Annotated in this window: 18 protein-coding genes; 9 read left to right on the top strand and 9 right to left on the bottom strand. The window is 67.1% G+C overall.

Features of this window, described 5'->3' with window-relative positions:
• Window position 1: 1 nt before the first annotated feature.
• Window positions 2-2,539 (bottom strand): trehalose-phosphatase, encoded by a 2,538-nt coding sequence (gene otsB, locus ACRDU5_RS10080; RefSeq protein ID WP_526614345.1) that lies wholly within the window; start codon window positions 2,537-2,539, stop codon window positions 2-4.
• Window positions 2,540-2,542: 3 nt separating this feature from the next.
• On the bottom strand, window positions 2,543-3,148 hold the full coding sequence (kstR, locus tag ACRDU5_RS10075; RefSeq protein ID WP_526614344.1) for a cholesterol catabolism transcriptional regulator KstR: 606 nt from the start codon (window positions 3,146-3,148) through the stop codon (window positions 2,543-2,545).
• A 271-nt stretch (window positions 3,149-3,419) separates the two neighbouring features.
• On the opposite strand from kstR, the gene ACRDU5_RS10070 reads away from it, so the two are divergent.
• Window positions 3,420-5,540, top strand: a complete 2,121-nt coding sequence (locus ACRDU5_RS10070; protein WP_526614343.1) for an acyl-CoA dehydrogenase family protein — start codon at window positions 3,420-3,422, stop codon at window positions 5,538-5,540.
• A gap of 5 nt (window positions 5,541-5,545) precedes the next feature.
• On the opposite strand, the gene ACRDU5_RS10065 is transcribed toward ACRDU5_RS10070, so the two are convergent.
• The gene (locus ACRDU5_RS10065) at window positions 5,546-6,091 is read right to left on the bottom strand and encodes a hypothetical protein (protein ID WP_526614342.1); all 546 of its coding nucleotides are present in this window, start codon (window positions 6,089-6,091) and stop codon (window positions 5,546-5,548) included.
• Between the two features lie 39 nt (window positions 6,092-6,130).
• Window positions 6,131-7,198 carry a 2Fe-2S iron-sulfur cluster-binding protein gene (locus ACRDU5_RS10060; RefSeq protein WP_526614341.1) on the bottom strand — a complete coding sequence of 356 codons (1,068 nt, stop codon included), beginning with the start codon at window positions 7,196-7,198 and terminating at the stop codon, window positions 6,131-6,133.
• Between the two features lie 143 nt (window positions 7,199-7,341).
• Here ACRDU5_RS10060 and hsaA point away from each other — a divergent pair, with 143 nt between their 5' ends.
• The 4 genes from hsaA to hsaB are packed head-to-tail and all read left to right on the top strand — an operon-like array spanning window position 7,342 to window position 10,881.
• A complete protein-coding gene (gene hsaA / locus ACRDU5_RS10055) occupies window positions 7,342-8,526 on the top strand; it encodes a 3-hydroxy-9,10-secoandrosta-1,3,5(10)-triene-9,17-dione monooxygenase oxygenase subunit (RefSeq protein WP_526614340.1) in 1,185 nt (394 codons plus the stop codon).
• Window positions 8,526-9,416 (top strand): 4,5:9,10-diseco-3-hydroxy-5,9,17-trioxoandrosta-1(10),2-diene-4-oate hydrolase, encoded by an 891-nt coding sequence (gene hsaD / locus ACRDU5_RS10050; RefSeq protein WP_526614339.1) that lies wholly within the window; start codon window positions 8,526-8,528, stop codon window positions 9,414-9,416. Before hsaA ends, hsaD begins: the two co-directional genes overlap by 1 nt.
• Window positions 9,413-10,315, top strand: coding sequence for an iron-dependent extradiol dioxygenase HsaC (gene hsaC / locus ACRDU5_RS10045; protein WP_526614338.1), 903 nt, complete (start codon window positions 9,413-9,415; stop codon window positions 10,313-10,315). The genes hsaD and hsaC overlap by 4 nt, the downstream gene beginning before the upstream one ends.
• Window positions 10,315-10,881: a 3-hydroxy-9,10-secoandrosta-1,3,5(10)-triene-9,17-dione monooxygenase reductase subunit gene (gene hsaB / locus ACRDU5_RS10040; protein ID WP_526614337.1), complete on the top strand. Its 567-nt coding sequence runs from the start codon at window positions 10,315-10,317 to the stop codon at window positions 10,879-10,881. The genes hsaC and hsaB overlap by 1 nt, the downstream gene beginning before the upstream one ends.
• Here the strand turns inward: hsaB and ACRDU5_RS10035 are convergent.
• Window positions 10,878-11,660: an alpha/beta hydrolase gene (locus ACRDU5_RS10035; RefSeq protein ID WP_526614336.1), complete on the bottom strand. Its 783-nt coding sequence runs from the start codon at window positions 11,658-11,660 to the stop codon at window positions 10,878-10,880. The two genes, hsaB and ACRDU5_RS10035, sit on opposite strands and share 4 nt — an antisense overlap.
• A 232-nt stretch (window positions 11,661-11,892) precedes the next feature.
• Between ACRDU5_RS10035 and ACRDU5_RS10030 the strand changes: the two genes are divergently transcribed.
• From ACRDU5_RS10030 to ACRDU5_RS10020, 3 genes are all read left to right on the top strand, one after another.
• Window positions 11,893-12,105 carry a hypothetical protein gene (locus tag ACRDU5_RS10030; protein ID WP_526614335.1) on the top strand — a complete coding sequence of 71 codons (213 nt, stop codon included), beginning with the start codon at window positions 11,893-11,895 and terminating at the stop codon, window positions 12,103-12,105.
• Between the two features lie 92 nt (window positions 12,106-12,197).
• The gene (locus tag ACRDU5_RS10025; protein ID WP_526614334.1) at window positions 12,198-13,568 is read left to right on the top strand and encodes an MFS transporter; all 1,371 of its coding nucleotides are present in this window, start codon (window positions 12,198-12,200) and stop codon (window positions 13,566-13,568) included.
• Window positions 13,565-14,311 (top strand): 3-hydroxybutyrate dehydrogenase, encoded by a 747-nt coding sequence (locus ACRDU5_RS10020; RefSeq protein WP_526614333.1) that lies wholly within the window; start codon window positions 13,565-13,567, stop codon window positions 14,309-14,311. Before ACRDU5_RS10025 ends, ACRDU5_RS10020 begins: the two co-directional genes overlap by 4 nt.
• A 1-nt stretch (window position 14,312) precedes the next feature.
• Here the strand turns inward: ACRDU5_RS10020 and ACRDU5_RS10015 are convergent, their stop codons facing one another.
• A complete protein-coding gene (locus tag ACRDU5_RS10015) occupies window positions 14,313-15,473 on the bottom strand; it encodes a pyridoxal phosphate-dependent aminotransferase (protein ID WP_526614332.1) in 1,161 nt (386 codons plus the stop codon).
• A gap of 35 nt (window positions 15,474-15,508) precedes the next feature.
• Here ACRDU5_RS10015 and ACRDU5_RS10010 point away from each other — a divergent pair, with 35 nt between their 5' ends.
• The gene (locus ACRDU5_RS10010) at window positions 15,509-16,342 is read left to right on the top strand and encodes an alpha/beta fold hydrolase (protein ID WP_526614331.1); all 834 of its coding nucleotides are present in this window, start codon (window positions 15,509-15,511) and stop codon (window positions 16,340-16,342) included.
• Here ACRDU5_RS10010 and ipdE2 read toward each other — a convergent pair.
• The 3 genes from ipdE2 to ACRDU5_RS09995 all read right to left on the bottom strand — a co-directional run.
• Window positions 16,339-17,280 carry an acyl-CoA dehydrogenase IpdE2 gene (gene ipdE2 / locus ACRDU5_RS10005; protein ID WP_526614330.1) on the bottom strand — a complete coding sequence of 314 codons (942 nt, stop codon included), beginning with the start codon at window positions 17,278-17,280 and terminating at the stop codon, window positions 16,339-16,341. The genes ACRDU5_RS10010 and ipdE2 overlap by 4 nt on opposite strands.
• Complete coding sequence (locus tag ACRDU5_RS10000; protein WP_526614329.1) at window positions 17,277-18,230, bottom strand: acyl-CoA dehydrogenase family protein; 954 nt, start codon at window positions 18,228-18,230, stop codon at window positions 17,277-17,279. Before ACRDU5_RS10000 ends, ipdE2 begins: the two co-directional genes overlap by 4 nt.
• Before the next feature lie 5 nt (window positions 18,231-18,235).
• The coding region (locus ACRDU5_RS09995) for an acyl-CoA dehydrogenase family protein (protein ID WP_526614328.1) at window positions 18,236-18,762 on the bottom strand (527 nt) is incomplete at its 5' end.

Raw genomic sequence — 18,762 nt, 5'->3', positions numbered from 1 at the left:
GCTAGCCGCCGAGTAGCTGCGAGCACCGCAGCAGCCCGAGATGACTGTAGGCCTGCGGATGGTTGCCCAGCGCCCGCTCGGCGACCGGGTCGTACTCCTCGGACAGCAGTCCGGTCGGGCCCGCGGCGTCGATGAGTTGGTCGAACAGCGCCTCGGCCTGCGACCGCTGGTCGGTCAGCAGGTAGGCCTCCACCAGCCACGCCGCACACAGGTGGAACCCGCCTTCGGTGCCGGGCAAGCCGTCGTCACTTCGGTACCGGTAAACGGTTGAACCGCTACGCAATTCGGCCTCTGTGGCCACCACGGTGGCGGCGAACTGTGGGTCGGACGGATCGATAAGGCCAGACAGTCCAATGTGCAGCGTGGCCGCATCGAGGTCGGTGCCGTGATAGGCCGCGGTGAACGACTGCACCTCGTCGTTCCACCCGCATTCGCGTACCTGCGCCGATATCGCGTCGCGTAGCGGCGCCCATCCCGGCGGCGCCTGCCGGCCGAACTCGGCTGCCAATTTCAGCCCACGGTCCACCGTCAACCAGCACATCACCTTCGAGTACACATGGTGACGCGGCGCACCGCGGATCTCCCAGATGCCGTGGTCGGGTTCAGTCCAACGACTTTCGACGGCATAAACCATCTCGCTGACCAAGTTCCAGTCGGCGTCGGTCAGCGCGTCGGTCACCCCGTTGGCCACCCTCCGGTGGCACAGGTCGGAGATCAGCTGTACCACCGGACCGAAAACGTCAAGCTGCACTTGGACATTGGCGGCATTGCCCACCCGCACCGGCCGCGATCCCGCATAGCCCGGCAGCGAGTCGATGACGGCCTCCGGACCCAGAATCGCGCCGGATAACGCATAGAGCGGGTGCAACCGCTCGGGGCCGTGCATGGTTTCGATGACGCCATGCAACCAGTTCAAATAACCCTCTGCCTCGCCGATGGACCCCAGCGACACCAAAGCGGACGCGGTCATCGCGGCGTCGCGGATCCAGCAGTAGCGGTAGTCCCAGTTGCGCACACCGCCGATCTCCTCCGGCAGCGACGTGGTGGCCGCCGCCATGATCGCGCCGGTATCGGCGTGCACCAGCCCGCGCAACGTCAGCGCCGACCGCTTCATCAGCGATGGCTGCAGGGCCGGAAATGTCAGCGTGTCCGCCCAATTCGCCCAATAGCCTTCGGCTCGTTGGCGACGGGAGTCATCGTCGACCGGACTCTCCGACAGGTCCTCAGTGCCGCAACGCAATTCGAGGACGACTGCGCCCTGTGACGGGTCGATCACCGTGCGGGCCGTCTGGTGAATGCCGTCGGGGACGATCTCCCATTCCACACCGGGGGCACGCAACACCATGGGCTCGTTGGTGGCGAACACCCGCAGCCCGCCATCGTCGATCCGCAGGTGCACCGGCGCCTGCGCGAACTCGGGTCGAGGCGCAAACGACACCACCGCCTTGGCCTGCCCGCTGATCACCCGGATCAAGTCCGTCCGGCCCGCCCCGACGTCGTGGGACAGGTAGTCGGTGACCAGCAGGCTGGCCCAGCGGGTCTCGACGGTCATGGTGCCGTCGACGTAACGCTGGCTCAGCGGCAGCGCCTCGCGCTCGGGGCCGATGGCGAAATGGCCCGCGTTCTGGTCACCGAGCAGACAGGAGAACACCGCCGCAGAGTCGGCCTGCGGGTGGCACATCCACACGACGTTGGCGTCGGGGGTGAGCAGCGCTACCGTGCGGGCGTTGGACAGCATGGTCAACCGCTCGATGGGCGTGGTGTGCCCGCCGAGCAGCCAGGTACGCCGCGCCTCCAGCAGGCACGACAGCGCCAGGGCGACCTCCTCGGGCGTGTCGATCCGGTAGGAGGCCAGCGTGTCGCCGGGCCCGACCTTGATGCCGACGTCGGGCCCGTGCAGCCGGCGGAAGGCTTTCTCGTCGGTGACGTCGTCGCCGAGGAACACCGCGGCCGATGCGCTCTCCTGGTGCCGCAGGATGTCCAGCGCCTGACCCTTGTCGGTGTGGATCACCGCGAACTCCAGAACCGCTTTGCCCTCGGTGATCTGCGCATCCCAGGACTGCGCGGAGGCCATCGCCTTCTTCATTGCCTCGGCGGCGTCGGTTGGTTCGGCGTTGCGCACGTGCAGGGCGATGCTGGCGGGCTTGATCTCGATCGCCACCCCCGCATATTCGGCCGCGATCGCGCTGAGGGTGTCCTTGATCTTGCCCAGCAGCGCCTTGGCCGAATCGTCGATGCCGTGCACGAAGCCGGTATCGAATTCCGAGCCGTGGCTGCCGACCAGGTGCACTTCCGCCGGCATGCGCGACAGGGTGGCCAGGTCGCGCAGCGCGCGACCGGAGATCAGCGCGGCCGTCGTCGACGGCAGCCCGGCAAGCTCACGCAGCGCGGCCGCCGACTCGGTGAGCGGGCGGGCTTCGTCGGGATTGGCCACGATCGGCGCCATGGTGCCGTCGTAGTCGCAGGCGACCAGCAGCCGCGGAACCCGCGCCACCGTCGCCAGCGCGCGCCTCAGTTCAGCAGGTAAATCCGCCGTCACCCGCTAAATCTTAGGGTGCTCGCCGTCTCCGATGAGCAAACGGACAGCAAGGTCGAGCCGCTTGGCGACGTCGGTTGCCGACGCGCGGCGCGTCAACCAGGCCAGCAGGTTGGACAGCCAGACATCCGAGATCACCCGGGCGATGTGGTACTGATCCTCGGTCGGCTCGCCTTCACTCATGGCACGCGCGAACATCGAATCCATCAGCTTCCCGACGTGATCAACCTCACCCGCGGCGGACGCGTCGGCGAACACGAAGGCCCGGGTCATCGCCTCGGTCAGCAGGGGGTTGCGCTGCATCGCCCGGTTCAGCTTGCCCACCATCAGGTTCAGCCGCTGATACGGCGTGCCGCCGGCCAGCGCCGCGCGGTCGGTCTTGGCGTCGATGCGTTCGAACTCCCGGCCCAGTGCCGACACCAGCAGGTGCACCTTGGATGGGAAGTAGCGGTAAAGCGTGCCGACCGCGACATCGGCGCGTTCGGCGACGGCTCGCATCTGAACGGCCTCGTAGCCGCCCTTGGAGGCGATGGCCAGCGTGGCGTCCAGGATGCGCTTACGGCGCTCCCGTTGGGCTTCGGAACCGAGTTCTGACTCAGCCAAGACGGCCACCGTCATTACCGGCGGTGGCGAATCAGACCCCGCGGACGGGTTGGTTTGTGCTGGCATCGACGTCCCGGACATGCGGCGGGCAGCTCCTTCATCTTGCGATCTCGGTGAAAACGATACGCATGTCGATCCCCAATTTCCCACTTCCGTGTCCCCGGGACACCTACGTGTCCTGCTGTAATGGCGGTCGACTTGACGGTCGAACGCTGGCACCATTAGAACACGTTCTAGTGAGAAGCACGGCCTTCTCGCCCGAAGGCTTAGGAGTCCGGAAATGTCGCAGGCGTCAGCGACAGGCACTGACGAGCAGTTTGCCGCTCGTGAACTGGTCCGCAGCTGGGCCGCGGGTTCCAACGCGGTCGCGGCCGCCCGCGAGGTCGAGCAGGGCGACCCGGGCGCGTGGCGCTCCGCCTATGCGGGCCTGGCTGCGCTGGGCATCTTCGGCGTGGCGCTGCCCGAAGAGTCCGGTGGTGCCGGCGGCACCGTCGAGGATCTGTGCGCCATGGTCGACGAGGCCGCCGCCGCGCTCGTCCCCGGTCCGGTTGCGACCACCGCACTGGCGACGCTGATCATCCCCGGCTCGCACGGTGATCTGCTTGAGGCCCTCGCCTCCGGGGAGCGGACCGCCGGCGTCGCGTTGACTGCCGACCTGAAATATGACGACGCCCGGGCATCCGGCGCCGCCGGGTATGTGTTGGGCGCCGACCCCGCCGGTGTGCTGCTGCTGCCCGCGGGCGGCAAGTTTGTGCTCGTCGATGCCGGCGCCGACGGTGTGGTGGTCGAACCGCTGAAGGCCACCGACTTCTCGCGTCCGCTGGCCCGGGTCGTGCTCACCGACGCACCCGCCGAGGAGCTCCCCGCCTCGCCGCAGCGCGTGCAAGACCTGGCCGCCGCGGTGCTGGCGGCCGAGGCCGCCGGGCTGGCCCGGTGGACGCTGCATACCGCCACCGAATACGCGAAGGTGCGTGAACAGTTCGGCAAGCCGATCGGCAGCTTCCAGGCGGTCAAGCACATGTGCGCCGAGATGCTGCTGCGTTCCGAGCAGGCCTCGGTGGCCGCCGCCGATGCGGCGCGCGCGGCCACCGGCTCCGACGATTCGCAATTGTCCATCGCCGCGGCCGTCGCCGCCGCCACCGGCATCGGGGCGGCGAAGGCCAACGCCAAGGACTGCATCCAGGTGCTGGGCGGCATCGGCATCACCTGGGAGCACGACGCGCATCTGTATCTGCGCCGGGCGTACGGGATTTCCCAGTTTCTCGGCGGCCGGTCGCGCTGGCTGCGCCGGGTCGCGGCGCTGACGCAGCAGGGTGTCCGGCGCGAACTGCACATCGACCTGGCATCGGTCGAGCACCTGCAACCTGAGATCGCCGCGGCGGTCGCCGATGTCGCGGCCCTGCCCGCCGAGAAGCGCCAGATCGCGCTGGCCGAGGCCGGACTGTTGGCACCGCACTGGCCGCGGCCATACGGCCGCGACGCCTCGCCGGCCGAGCAGCTGCTGATCGATCGGGAGATGGCCGCGACCGGGGTGGAGCGCCCCGATCTGGTCATCGGCTGGTGGGCGGCGCCGACGATCCTCGAGCACGGCAGCCCGGAGCAGGTGGAGCAATTCGTGCCGGCCACGCTGCGCGGTGAGCTGTTCTGGTGTCAGCTGTTCAGTGAACCCGGAGCGGGTTCGGACCTGGCATCGCTCCGCATGAAAGCGGTGCGCACCGAAGGGGGTTGGCGGCTCACCGGGCAGAAGGTGTGGACGTCGCGGGCGAACTGGGCGCAGTGGGGCGTGTGTCTGGCCCGCACCGATCCGGACGCGCCTAAGCACAAGGGCATCACCTATTTCCTGGTGGACATGTCCTCGCCGGGCATCGACATCCGGCCGCTGCGCGAGATCACCGGCGACGATCTGTTCAACGAGGTGTTCTTCGACGACGTGTTCGTGCCCGACGAGATGGTCGTCGGCGAGGTGAACGACGGCTGGCGGCTGGCCCGCACCACGCTGGCCAACGAACGGGTGGCGATGGCCCACGGCACCGCGCTCGGCAATCCGATGGAAGAGCTGCTGCGCACGGTGACCGAACGGGAACTCGACCCGGCCGAGCAGGACCGCCTCGGCGGGCTGATCCTCGCCGCGCAGGTCGGCTCGCTGCTCGACCAGCGCATCGCGCAGCTGGCGGTCGGCGGCGCCGATCCCGGTCCGCAGGCCAGCACCCGCAAGTTGATCGGCGTGCGGTACCGGCAGGCGCTGTCGGAGTTTCGGATGGAGCTGTCCGAGGGCGCCGGCGTCGTCGAGGACAAGACCGTGCACGACTTCCTCAACGTCCGCTGCCTGACCATTGCCGGCGGCACCGAGCAGATCCTGCTCACCATGGCCGGCGAGCGGCTGCTGGGCCTGCCCCGCTAGCTAAGCTAGCTATAGGTGGTCTGGGCGCAGGTGCTCGGCGACGTGACGTTGACGCCGGCGTACACCACCTGGATCTGCGCGCACACGATGTAGTCGGCGTCGGTCTTGGGCCGGCCGGTGCTCCAGTCCGACGTCCAGCTGTACCCGTTGATCTGATACTTCTCCACCGGGCCGGACCCGAAGTAGATGGTGGTGAACTCAACGGGCCCAATCGATTTGAACATCCGAGTGTTGGGGGCGTCGAAATCCGAATCCAAGAAGACCATTCGGTCCGACGACCGCACCGTGGTGGTCTGGCGGGCCCACAGGTCGGGCGGGAAACCCGTCGGGCCTTCCGGTGTGCGCAGGTTGGCGGCGGCGCGGAAGTAGCAACGGGCATCGGCCAGCACACAATTTGCGGTCGTGTGCACTTCCAGTTGAGTGAACTCGTTGATCGGGAAAGAGGTGTCGGCGTTGTCCAGCGCGGCCGACGACACCGCCGTGGGCGTGACGAGGGCGAGCGTCATCCAGGCCGCCGAGATCAACGCCAGTGCGCTCGCTAACCGCTTCACGTGTGCTCCCCTCCGGTGCGGCGAATCGTAGCCCGGCCGTTATTCGTCGTAGGTGACTTCCACCGAATCCGAGCGCGGCCGCGCCTGGCAGCCGAGGATCAGGCCATCGTCGAGGTCTTGCTGCTCCAGCACGTCGTTGCACTCCATCTCGACGTCGCCGCTCTTCTTCAGCACCGCGCACGCGCCGCAGTGGCCTTCGCGGCAGGAGAACGGTGCATCGAGGCCCTTGTCGAGTAACAGGTCGAGCAGCTTGGCGTTGCGCGGCCAGCGGATCTCGTGGGTGTCCCCGTCCAGCGTGACGATCGCGGTGGCGGGCGGCTCGTCACCGTCGTCCTCCTCGATGACGACCGCGGCGAACGGATCGGTATCCAGCGACTTGAACACCTCGATGTGGATCCGGTCGGCCGGCGTCCCCACGTTCTTGAGCGCCTCCTCGGCGGCGGTCATGAACGGACCGGGCCCGCAGATGTACGCGTCGTGGCCGGTGTACGGCGCCGCCAAACCGGCCAGCGCAGACGCACTCGGCATGCCCTGCACCGTTTCCAGCCAGTGCACGACCGTGAGCCGGTCGGGGTACTTGGTCGCCAGCTCGCGCAGGGCGGCGCCGAAGATCACCGAGTTCTCGTCGCGGTTGGCGTAGATCAGCACCACCCGGCCGCCGCCCTCGGCGAGCGCCGACTTGCAGATCGACATCATCGGGGTGATGCCGCTGCCGGCCGCCAGCAGCAGGAAGTCGGTGTCCAGCGTCTTCGGGACGAAGTTGCCGGACGGGGCCAACGCATGCAGCTTCATGCCGCGGTGGGCGTGCTCGCACAGCCAGTTCGACGCGTACCCGTCGTCGGTGCGCTTGACAGTGACGGTCATCGGGTCGCCGGTGAACGGGGAGCTGCACAGCGAGTAGCAACGGGCCACCGAGCCGGTCCGCTCGCTGGGCACCCGCAGGGTCAGGAACTGCCCCGGCGCATAGCGGAGTTTTTCGGAAGGAATCACGGGGTCTCCTGGGCCGTCGGGCACGGTGAACACCAGGGATCGCGCGTCGGCGGTCTCCTCGACGACGTCGGCCACCTGCAGTTCCAGCACGTGGCTGCCCAGCGGCTCGTCGGTCACCGTGAACCCTCCCTTCCCGCGATAACTAGAACAGGTTACAGAAAGAGGCTTTCGCAGGTCTACCTGCTGTAGGAATGCCCTACTCGACTTAAATCGTAACGTGTTCTAATCTTGCGACAAGCCCACACCCCTGGAGGGAAGCAGTGACGTCCATTCAACAACGCGACGCCCAGTCTGTCTTGACCGCCATCGACGACCTGTTGCCGAAGCTGCGGCAGCGCGCCCAGGAGACCGAGGACCTGCGGCGGCTACCCGACGCCACGGTCAGCGAACTCCAGGAAATCGGCTTCTTCAGGCTGCTGCAGCCCGAGCAGTGGGGCGGGCTGCAATGCGATCCGACCCTATTCTACGAGGCGACCCGCCGGCTGGCCAGCGCGTGCGGGTCCACCGGCTGGGTTGGCTCGATCGTGGGCGTGCACAACTGGCATCTCGCGCTGTTCGACCAACAGGCCCAGGAAGAGGTTTGGGGCGAGGACACCGACGTCCGGATCTCCTCGTCGTATGCCCCGATGGGGGCCGGCCAGGTGGTCGATGGCGGCTACCTGGTCAACGGGTCGTGGAATTGGTCGTCGGGTTGTGACCACGCGACCTGGACGTTCGTCGGGGGCCCGGTGATCAAGGACGGCAGGCCGGTCGACTTCGGCAGCTTCCTGATCCCGCGCAGCGAGTACGAGATCGACGACGTGTGGCACGTGGTGGGGCTGCGTGGCACCGGCAGCAACACGCTGGTGGTCAAGGACGTCTTCGTGCCGCGGCATCGGTTCCTGTCGTACAAGTCGATGAACGACCACACCGCCGGGGGTTTGGAGACCAACAGCGCGCCGGTGTACAAGATGCCGTGGGGCACCGTGCACCCGACCACGATCGCGGCCCCGATCGTCGGGATGGCCTACGGCGCCTACGAAACCCACGTCGAGCACCAGGGCAAGCGGGTGCGCGCGGCGTTCGCGGGTGAGAAGGCCAAGGAGGATCCGTTCGCCAAGGTCCGCATCGCCGAAGCCGCCAGCGACATCGACGCCGCGTGGCGCCAGCTGATCGGCAATGTCGGCGACGAGTTCGCGCTGCTGTCGGCGGGTAAGGAGATCCCCTTCGAGTTGCGCGCCCGCGCCCGCCGCGACCAGGTACGTGCCACCGGCCGCGCCATCGCGTCCGTCGACCGCCTGTTCGAAGCCTCCGGCGCCACCGCGCTGGCCAATAGCGCTCCGATCCAACGGTTCTGGCGCGACGCGCATGCCGGCCGGGTGCACGCCGCCAACGATCCCGAACGGGCCTACCTGATCTTCGGCAACCACGAGTTCGGCCTGCCGCCCGGCGACACAATGGTCTGATGACATCCTTCGCCGCCGAAACCGCTCAACAGCAGGAGATCACGTTCGAGTCGACCTCCCGCTACGCCCAGGTTCCCGACGACATGCGGCTGCACTATCACGAGGCCGGCGTCGGCAACGACGAGACGGTGGTGCTGCTGCACGGCGGTGGACCCGGGGCGTCGAGCTGGTCGAACTTCGGTCGCAACATCGGCGTGCTGGCGCAGCACTTCCACGTGCTGGCGGTCGACCAGCCCGGCTACGGCCACTCCGACAAGCACACCGAGCACGAGCAGTACAACGCCTACAGCGCCAAGGCGCTGCTGGGCCTGTTTGACCACCTCGGGCTGAAACGGGCGGCGCTGGTGGGCAATTCACTGGGTGGCGGCACCGCGGTCCGGTTCGCGCTGGACAATCCCGATCGTGCCGGCCGGCTGGTGCTGATGGGGCCCGGCGGCCTGAGCGTCAACCTGTTCTCACCGGACCCCACCGAGGGCGTGAAGCTGCTGACCAAGTTCTCCTTCGAACCCACCCGGGAGAACCTGGAAGCCTTCCTGCGCATCATGGTCTTCGACCAGAAGCTGATCACACCCGAACTGATCGACGAGCGCTTCGCGATCGCCAGCACGCCGGAGTCGCTGGCGGCCACCCGGGCGATGGGAAAGTCGTTCGCGGGCCCCGACTTCGAGCTCGGCATGATGTGGCGTGAGGTGTACAAGCTGCGCCAGCGGGTACTCCTGATCTGGGGTCGCGAGGACCGGGTCAACCCGCTCGACGGGGCGCTGGTGGCCCTCAAGCAGATTCCGCGGGTGCAGCTGCACGTCTTCGGCCAGTGCGGGCACTGGGCCCAGCTGGAGAAGTTCGACGAGTTCAACAAGCTGACCATCGATTTCCTGGGAGGCGGATCATGAGTATCCGGTCACTGGGCTACCTGCGTATCGAGGCCACCGACATGGCGGCCTGGCGCGAGTACGGCCTCAAGGTCCTCGGCATGGTCGAGGGCAAGGGCCTGACCGACGGCGCGCTGTACCTGCGGATGGACGACTTCCCCGCCCGACTTGTGATCGTGCCCGGCGAGCACGACCGGCTGCTGGAGTCCGGCTGGGAGACCGCGAACGCCGCAGGGCTGCAGGAGATTCGCGACCGCCTCGATCTCGAAGGCACGCCGTACAAGGAGGCCACGCAGGCCGAGCTGGCCGACCGCCGCGTCGACGAGATGATCCGCTTCCAGGATCCGTCCGGCAATTGCCTGGAGGTGTTCCATGGGGCTGCTCTCGAGCACCGCCGGGTGGTGAGCCCCTACGGCCACAAGTTCGTCACCGAGGAGCAGGGCCTGGGCCACGTGGTGCTGACCACGCGTGACGACGCGGAGTCGCTGCACTTCTACCGTGATGTGCTCGGTTTTTATCTGCGCGACTCGATGCGGCTGCCACCACAACTGGTCGGCCGGCCCGCTGACGGACCGCCCGCCTGGCTGCGGTTCTTCGGCGTCAACCCTCGTCACCACAGCCTCGCGTTCATGCCGGGCGAGACACCCAGCGGCATCGTGCATCTGATGGTGGAGGTGGAGAACTCCGACGACGTCGGGCTGTGCCTGGACCGCGCGCTGCGCCGCAAGGTGCCGATGTCGGCGACGCTCGGCCGCCACGTCAACGACCTGATGCTGTCGTTCTACATGAAGACGCCGGGTGGCTTCGACGTCGAATTCGGTTGTGAAGGACGCCAAGTCGACGACGATGGCTGGGTCGCCCGCGAGAGCACCGCGGTCAGCCTGTGGGGTCACGACTTCAGCGTCGGCTTCAAAGACTAGTGGCTTCCGAGCCGCTGGACCCGCGCACGTTCCGTCACGTGCTCGGTCAGTTCTGCACCGGCATCACCGTGATTACGACGATGCACGACGGCGCTCCGGTCGGGTTCGCCTGCCAGTCGTTCGCCGCACTGTCGCTGGAGCCGCCGCTGGTGCTGTTCTGTCCGACCAAGGTGTCGCAGTCGTGGAAAGCGATCGAGGCGACCGGCAAGTTCTGCGTCAACGTGTTGCACGAGAAGCAAAAGGACGTCTCGGCGCGATTTGGCTCCAAGGAGCCGGACAAGTTCGCCGAAATCGACTGGAGCCCGTCCAAACTGGGCTCACCCATCATCGACGGCACGCTGGCACACATCGATTGCACGGTGGACTCGGTGCACGACGGCGGCGACCACTTCGTGGTGTTCGGTGCGGTGCACTCGCTGTCGGAAGTGCCGAAGAAGAAACCGCGGCCGCTACTGTTCTACCGTGGCGATTACACCGGGATCGAGCCGGACAAGACCACCCCCGCGCAGTGGCGCGACGACCTGGAGGCGTTCCTTACCGCCACCACCGACGACACCTGGCTCTAATCTGCGCGAGCTAGGCCCAGCTCGCCGATGAACGCGACGATGGTCTCGGCTACTTCGCGGTGCATGGTTTCGTTGAGGATGTCGTGGCGTCCGCCGGGAAACTCCTTGAGCTGCAACGGTTCTATCTGCTCGGCATAGGCCTGGACAGCGCCGATCGGGGCGATCGGATCGGCGACGCCGTGCAGGGCCAAAGTGGGCACCGCGAGGCCGGGCAGGTCGGAGCCGAACCGGTCCCAGGCGGTGTCGAGGGCCCTCGACAATGGCGCGCCGTCGGCGTCCACGAAGGCCAGTGGGTCGTTCTCCAGCGAGTCCAGATAGAAGGGATCGCCGGAGAGCCAGCCCGGGTCCAAGTCGAATGAGCTGTCCGCGTCCAGCATCTCGGGGATGGGTACCAGCGGAGCCCCGGAGATGATGCCGGCCGGGTAGCGGTCGGGCTGATCGATGAGCCGGATCAGGGTCACCACCGAACCGAACGAATGCCCCTGGGCGATCAGTGGCACACCCGGGCGTTCGGCCTCGGCGAGTTCGGTCAACGAATCGGCAAGCGCCGAGCTGTCCTCGATTGAGCCGAAGTCGCCGCGCGGGCCCGGACTGAGCCCGTGGCCGAACTGGTCCACCGCCCAGAGATCGATGCCGGCGGCATTGAGCGCGAAGCCGTAGCGGTGGTATACGCCGGTGTGTTCGCCGAAGCCGTGCAGGAAGACGACTGCCGCGCGCGGCTCGTCCGCTGCCCAGTGCCGGTAGTAGGCCTTGCCCTTCGGGTGATCGATGAATGGCATGTCCACGACTGCATCAGGTGCAATACCGCGCGCGCAAGACTTCGGCTGGGGCGCGCCGTCGTACGGGGACCGATTTCTGCCAACCGGCGATCAATTGCTGCCACCGGAATTAATACCTTGACCTCGCTGTTTAGGCAGTCAGATCGGCACGAAGAACAACCGGCCGACACAGCGTCCGAACCGCGACTTTCGCGCCACGGCTCGAACACGACCGAAGAAGGAAGACATCACAATGAAGAAGTTCGGATTTGCCACAGTCGTCGCCAGCGGGTTGGCTGCCGGCGCCCTCGGGTTCGCCACTCCGGCGCTAGCGATCACTCCCGCAACCGCACCGACCATCTCGGCGTCGGTCCCGACCGGCGTTGACCATCTCGATTGGCTCGATGACATCCAGCCGAATGTGAACGTGCCGAAGGTCGACACGACGGTGCGGCATAACCCCTGAGCACAACTTCATACGGAAGGGGCACCCGTGTTGGGTGCCTCTTTTTCGTGGGTCATTGCGGCTCGGAGATGGCTGCATGAATACTCACCTGCATGTGCAGCGCGTCTCCGCAGGCGGGAAACGAGCCGGGCCCGATTCCGACCGGACTCAAGAGGGTGGTCATCGCATCGATGGCCGGCACGGTGGTGGAGTGGTACGAGTTCTTCCTCTACGGCACCGCGGCGACGCTGGTCTTCAACAAGCTGTTCTTCGTCCAGGGCGCCAGCGAATACGACGCGATCATCCAGGCGTTCCTGACCTACGCGGTCGGGTTCGTCGCGCGCCCACTCGGCGGGATCGTGTTCGGACACTTCGGCGACAAGTACGGCCGCAAGAAGTTGTTGCAGTTCAGCCTGCTGCTGGTGGGTGTGGTGACATTCCTGATGGGATGTCTGCCGACGTTGGCGCAGATCGGATACTGGGCGCCGATCCTGCTGATCGTATTGCGGTTCCTGCAGGGCTTCGCCGTCGGTGGCGAATGGGGCGGTGCGGTGCTTCTGGTGGCAGAGCACAGCCCCAACCGAACGCGTGCGTTCTGGTCCAGCTGGCCGCAGGCAGCCGTGCCGGTCGGCAATATGCTCGCCACCGTCGTTCTGCTGGTCCTCACCGCGACGCTGTCGGAAGCGGCGTTCCTTTCGTGGGGATGGCGGGTGGCGTTCTGGTTGTCCGCGGTGGTCGTGCTCGTCGGCTATTACATCCGCACCAAAGTCAGCGATGCGCCGATCTTCATCGAGGCCCAGCGGGAGGTCGAGCGGGTCAAGGCGGTCTCGTATGGCGTGGTCGAGGTGCTGAAGCGTTACCCGCGTGGAGTTTTCACCGCGATGGGACTGCGGTTCGCCGAGAACATCATGTACTACCTGGTGGTCACCTTCTCCATCACCTACCTCAAGCAGCAAGTCGGGGCCGACACCAGCGACATCCTCTGGTGGCTGCTCATTGCCCACGCGGTGCACTTCCTGGCCATCCCACAGGTGGGGCGGCTGTCTGACCGCTTCGGTCGCCGGCCGGTGTACATCGTCGGCGCGACCGCCGCGGGTACGTGGGGCTTCTTCGCGTTCCCGATGATGGACACCGCCAATTACCTGCTCATCATGGGCGCGGTCATTATCGGGCTGGTGATCCACGCGATCATGTACGCGCCGCAACCCGCGATCATGGCGGAGATGTTCCCCACCCGCATGCGGTATTCCGGTGTCTCCCTTGGGTATCAGGTCACATCGATCGCGGCTGGGTCGGTTGCGCCGGCCATTGCTACCTGGCTGCTGAGGGATTACGGTTCCTGGGTGCCGATCGCGCTGTATCTGGCCGGTGCCGCCGTCATCACGCTCATCGCCGCGCTGTTCATGCGCGAGACGAAGGACCTTGATCTGGCGGCGCTCGATGAGGCCGACCGCGAAGAGCTCGCCAAGGCCGGCGTGACGTGAGCGAGCTGGCCGGGCGTACCGCGCTGGTCACCGGCGGTGCGAGCGGCATCGGCGCGGCCTGCGCGCGGGAGCTCTCGGCTCGGGGAGCCGTGGTGACCGTCGCAGATCTCGATGACATCGGCGCCAAGGCGATCGCGCAGGAGATCGGTGGAAAGGCGTGGGCGGTTGACCTTTCCGATGTTGCGGCACTCGAAGGCCTGCAGCTGGAAACGGACATCCTTGTGAACAACGCCGGTGTGCAGCACGTCAGCCCGATCACCGACTTCCCGCCTGATCGCTTCCGATTCATCCTCGCGCTCATGGTGGAGGCACCGTTTCTGCTGATCCGCGCGGCCTTGCCGCATATGTATGCCCAGGCATTCGGCCGGATCATCAACATCTCGTCGGTGCACGGACTTCGGGCTTCGGAGTACAAAGTCGCCTACGTCACCGCAAAACACGCGTTGGAGGGCTTGTCGAAGGTCACCGCGCTCGAAGGTGGTCCGTACGGCGTGACGAGCAACTGCGTGAACCCTGGGTATGTTCGAACACCGTTGGTCACCAAACAGATCGCTGATCAGGCCGACGCACACGGCATTCCGGAGCAGGACGTGGTGGAGAAGATCCTGCTGAAGGAGAGTGCGATAAAGCGACTGGTCGAGCCGGAAGAGGTTGCCACCCTGGTCGGTTGGCTCGCGTCGCCGAATGCCGGGATGGTGACCGGTGCGTCGTACACGATGGACGGCGGGTGGAGCACGCGGTGAGCTAGCCGAGCCAGCCGCCGATGCGGCGCAGCGCTTCCTCGATGTCGCTGGTGGCACCCGCGAACGATAACCGGATGAACGAGCCGCCGCGCGCGGTGTCGAAGTCGATCCCCGGTGCGATGGCAACTCCGGTGTCCGCCAAGAGCTTCGAACAGAACGACAACGAGTCGCCCGTCAGGTGCGACACGTCGGCGTAGACGTAGAACGCCCCGTCGGTCGGTGCGAGCCGGTCGATTCCGAGCCGCTGCAGACCACCCAACAGCAGCCAGCGGTTCTCCGCGTAGTGCTGGAGGTGGCCGTCGGCCTCGGCAGTCGACTCCGGTGTGAACGCGGCGACCGCCGCCACTTGCGCAAGGGCTGGCGGGCAGATGGTGAAGTTTCCGGTCAGACAGTCCACCGCGCGCTGCAGCTCCCGCGGCACCAAAAGCCAGCCGAGCCGCCACCCGGTCATCGCGAAGTACTTCGAAAAGCTGTTCACCACCACGGCATCCCGCGACGTCTGCCATGCGCAACTGGTGGCCGGCGCGCCCTCGTAGACCAGGCCGTGGTACACCTCGTCGCTGACCAGCCGCACTCCCGACGACCCGCACCATGACGCGATCGCCGCCAGCTCGTCGGGTGGAATCACCGTGCCGGTCGGGTTGGCCGGGCTCGCCACGACCACACCCTGCACCGGTGGATCCAGCTCGGCGAGCATCTGCGCGGTGGGCTGGAACCTGGTGTCCGGTCCGCACGGTATCTCGACGACCTCACAGCCGAGTGCGGAAAGGATGTTGCGGTAGCACGGGTACCCGGGACTCCCGATCACCACCCGATCGCCCACGTCGAAGCACGCGAGGAACGCCAGCAGGAATCCGCCCGACGAGCCGGTTGTCACCACGACCTCGTCGGGTTCGACGTCGAGCCCGTGACGGCTCAGGTACTCGCGCGCGATCGCGGTGCGCAGCTCCGGGATGCCGAGCGCCACGGTATAGCCGAGCTGATTTCGGCCCAGCGCCTCTACCGCCGCCGCCCGCACCGGTGACGGCGCTCCGGCGCTCGGCTGTCCCGCTGACAGATTCACCAGATCGCCGTGTCTGCGCTGGCGTTCCGCGGCGGCCAGCCACACGTCCATCACATAGAACGGTGGAATGCCGGCGCGCAGCGCAACGCGATCAGTCATTGGCGTAAGGCTAGTCCGATGACACAATTTTGCGGATGACCAGCCAGCTGGAAACGCGGGACATCGTGGTCGACGGCATCCGCTCCCCGGTTGTCGTCGGCGGGCCAACCACCAATCCGCACGAAGCAGTGGTGTTCGTCCACGGCAACAACGCCGGTGCCGACTGGCGACCGTTGATGACGCCGGTGAGCGAGTTCGCCCGCGTCGTCGCGCCTGACCTTCCCGGATTCGGCGATGCCGACAAACCCGCGGACTGGCAATACACGGTCCCGGCTTATGCCGCCCATCTGGCGGGCGTCGTCGAACAACTCGGCATCGAGCGCGCGCATCTGGTGGCGCACGACTTCGGCGGTCCGTTCGCACTCGCATGGACCGCCGGTCACCTCGAGGCGGTCGGCAGCATCACGCTCATCAACACCCCGGCGCGGATCAACCACACCGCGGCGAAGATCTGGCGCACTCCTGTGCTCGGCGAATTGAGTTGGCGAACCGCCAGGGCCTCGAACTTCCGAAAACTGTTTCGGCGTACGGATCCGGGACTGCCCGACGCTGATCGCGACGAGATCACCCGTCACGCCATGGTGCCCGCAACACAACGGACCGTGCTGCGCCTGTACCGCGCCACCGGCGAGCCCGCAATCGCGCCCTACGTCGAGCCGCTCACATCATTCGACGGTGAGGTGCTGATCGTCTGGGGAGACGGGGACGCCTACATCGCCACCGAACAAGCCGACGAGCAGCGGCGCATCTTCCAGCACGCGCGCATACATCTCGTGCCTGGCGCCGGCCATTGGCCGTGGCTGGAACAACCCGGTCCGGTCGCCTTCGTGGTCACGAACTTCCTGCGCGAGCAGGTGGCGCCGGCTTAGAACAGCTCGGATTCGAGCCTGCGCAGGTGCTCCTGCGGCGGTCCCAGCAGCTGTGCACTGCCGTGCGCGCGCTTGAAGTACAGCTGGATGTCGTGCTCCCAGGTGATCGCGATACCGCCGTGCATTTGCACGGCCTCGGCCGCCACCTTGGTGAAGGCTTCGCTGGCCGAGACTCGGGCCAGTGCGGCCGACGTAGCCGACGGTTCGGCGATCGCGTCGTTGACCACGGCCCGGGCCGACTGCACCGCGACGTACAGGTCGGCCATCCGGTGCTTGAGGGCCTGGAAGCTGCCGATCGGGCGGCCGAACTGAACGCGGTCCTTGGTGTATTCGACGGTCAGGTCGAGACACTTCGCGGCGGCACCAATCTGCTCGGCGGCCAGCAGGATCGCCGCGGTGTCGGCCAGGCCGGGATCGGCGCCGATGTCCGTGGTGTCCTGCGGCTCGATCCGCGCCAACGGGCGGGTCAGGTCCATGGTGTCGACGGGGTTCGCCTTGAACGTGGTCCACCGGCTAAGCGTCTTGCCGTCGGCGGCGATGACGACGTCGGCGATGGCCCCGTTGACCACATAGTGGGCGTCGAAGACGACTGTCCCGATCGACGCACCTTCGGCCAACCGCTCGATCGCGTCGGTGTCGGGTTGGTCGGCGGAAAGCAGCGCGAGCTCGGCCAGTGTCGTGCCGAGCAACGGCGTCGGCACCAGGCCTCTGCCCAGCTCCTCGAGCACGACGGCAGCGTCGGCAAGCTCGCCGCCCGCTCCGCCCAACTCCTCGGGTACGACCAGGGCGGCCGCGCCGACCTGCTCGCACAACAGCTTCCACAGCGACTCGTCGTAGCCATGCTCTGACTCGATCGCCTCGCGCACCGCGGCCGGCGACGCATGTTTCTCGACCAGCGCCGCGACGGTCTCGCGCAGCAGGTTCCGTTCGTCGCTCACAATGCCTCCAGCAGTCGTCGCCGGTGGGTGGCCGGATCGCCCCACGCCGAGCGCAGCGCCTGCACCCGTAGCAGCCACAGCGACAGGTCATGCTCTTGCGTGAAGCCAATGGCGCCATGGGTTTGCAGCGCCGAGCGTGCCGAAAGCAGCGCCGCATCGGCGGCGGCGACCTTGGCGGCGCTGACATCGCGGGCGGTATCCGCGGAACCCTCGGCCAGCGACAGCGCCGCGCCGTAGACCAGCGGACGGGCCAGCTCGACCGCGATGTGCACGTCGGCGAGCTTGTGCTTGATGGCCTGGTAGGTGCCGATCGCCTTGCCGAACTGGTTGCGCTGCTTGGCGTATTCGACGGAGGAGTCCAGCATCGCCTGCCCGGCGCCGACCAATTGCGCGGCGGTGGTCAGCGCACCGAACTCGTAGGCCCGACCGACGTCGGCGCTCCTCGCGTGGCCGGACGCGGTGACGTCGAACAACTTTCGGCTGGGATCGACGGACTCGTGCTGATCGGCCGCCGTACCGTCGCGGACGTGGCCATCTTCGGCCACCAGGATGAGTCCGGCGGTGTCGGCGTCAACGGCCCGCGGCACCTGTGGCGGCAGTGCGACGGTGGCGATCAGCTCACCGGCCGCCAGCGCGACGCTGCGCTCATCGTCGGCAAGCAGAACCGGTGCCACCGCAATGGATTCGGTGACCGGGCCGGGAACACACCACCGGCCCAACCGTTCGGCTGCCACCACAAGATCAACCGGGTGCGCCTCGATCCCGTCGAACTTCTCCGGCACCGCCAGCGCCGTCACACCGATATCGGCCAGCTGCGCCCACACCTTGCGTCCGGGTGCGGTGTCGCCGTCGGCCCAGGCGCGCACCGCGGCCGGCACATCGGCGGCGGCCAGCGCAGCGTCAATGGAGGCCGCGAAGTCGCGCTGCTGTTCGTCAAGGTCAAATTTCATGTGGTCTACTTTCGGGGCAGGCCCAACAGCCGCTCGGCGATGATGTTGCGCTGAATCTCGTTGGTGCCGGCATAGATCGGGCCGCCGAGCGCGAACAGCAATCCGTCGGTCCAGGAATCGGCCAGCTCGCCGTCGGGGCCATGCAGGTCGAGCGCGGTCTGATGCATTGCGACATCCAGGTCCGACCAGAACACCTTGGTCACCGACGACTCGGCGCCGAGTTCGCCGCCGCTGGCCAGCCGCGTCACCGTCCCGAACGTGTGCAGACGGTAGGCCTGCGCCTTGATCCACGCGTCCGCCACCCGTTCGGCGTAGGCCGGGTCGCGATCGCCTTTCCAGGCTTGCACCAGGCGCTCCGCCGGCGCCATGAACCGCGCCGGGCTGCGCAGCGACATGCCACGCTCGTTGCTCGACGTGCTCATCGCCGCCCGCCAGCCGTCATGCACACCGCCGATGACGTCGTTGTCGGGCACGAACACGTCATCGAGGAAGATCTCGCCGAACCCGGTGTCGCCGCCGAGCTGCGCGATCG

Origin of the sequence: Mycobacterium sp., from assembly GCF_050701515.1 — a bacterium.
Taxonomy (GTDB): Bacteria; Actinomycetota; Actinomycetes; order Mycobacteriales; family Mycobacteriaceae; genus Mycobacterium.
The sequence above is the reverse complement of the archived record's forward strand: the minus strand, read 5'-3'. Positions and strand labels throughout refer to the sequence as shown.

Coding starts and splice junctions, on each gene's coding strand:
- ACRDU5_RS10010 (WP_526614331.1), top strand. CDS start 15,509: ATGACCAGCCAGCTGGAAACGCGGGACATCGTGGTCGACGGCATCCGC.
- ACRDU5_RS10070 (WP_526614343.1), top strand. CDS start 3,420: ATGTCGCAGGCGTCAGCGACAGGCACTGACGAGCAGTTTGCCGCTCGT.
- hsaD (WP_526614339.1), top strand. CDS start 8,526: ATGACATCCTTCGCCGCCGAAACCGCTCAACAGCAGGAGATCACGTTC.
- ACRDU5_RS10015 (WP_526614332.1), bottom strand. CDS start 15,473: ATGACTGATCGCGTTGCGCTGCGCGCCGGCATTCCACCGTTCTATGTG.
- ACRDU5_RS10025 (WP_526614334.1), top strand. CDS start 12,198: ATGTGCAGCGCGTCTCCGCAGGCGGGAAACGAGCCGGGCCCGATTCCG.
- ACRDU5_RS10035 (WP_526614336.1), bottom strand. CDS start 11,660: ATGCCATTCATCGATCACCCGAAGGGCAAGGCCTACTACCGGCACTGG.
- hsaC (WP_526614338.1), top strand. CDS start 9,413: ATGAGTATCCGGTCACTGGGCTACCTGCGTATCGAGGCCACCGACATG.
- ACRDU5_RS10000 (WP_526614329.1), bottom strand. CDS start 18,230: ATGAAATTTGACCTTGACGAACAGCAGCGCGACTTCGCGGCCTCCATT.
- ACRDU5_RS10030 (WP_526614335.1), top strand. CDS start 11,893: ATGAAGAAGTTCGGATTTGCCACAGTCGTCGCCAGCGGGTTGGCTGCC.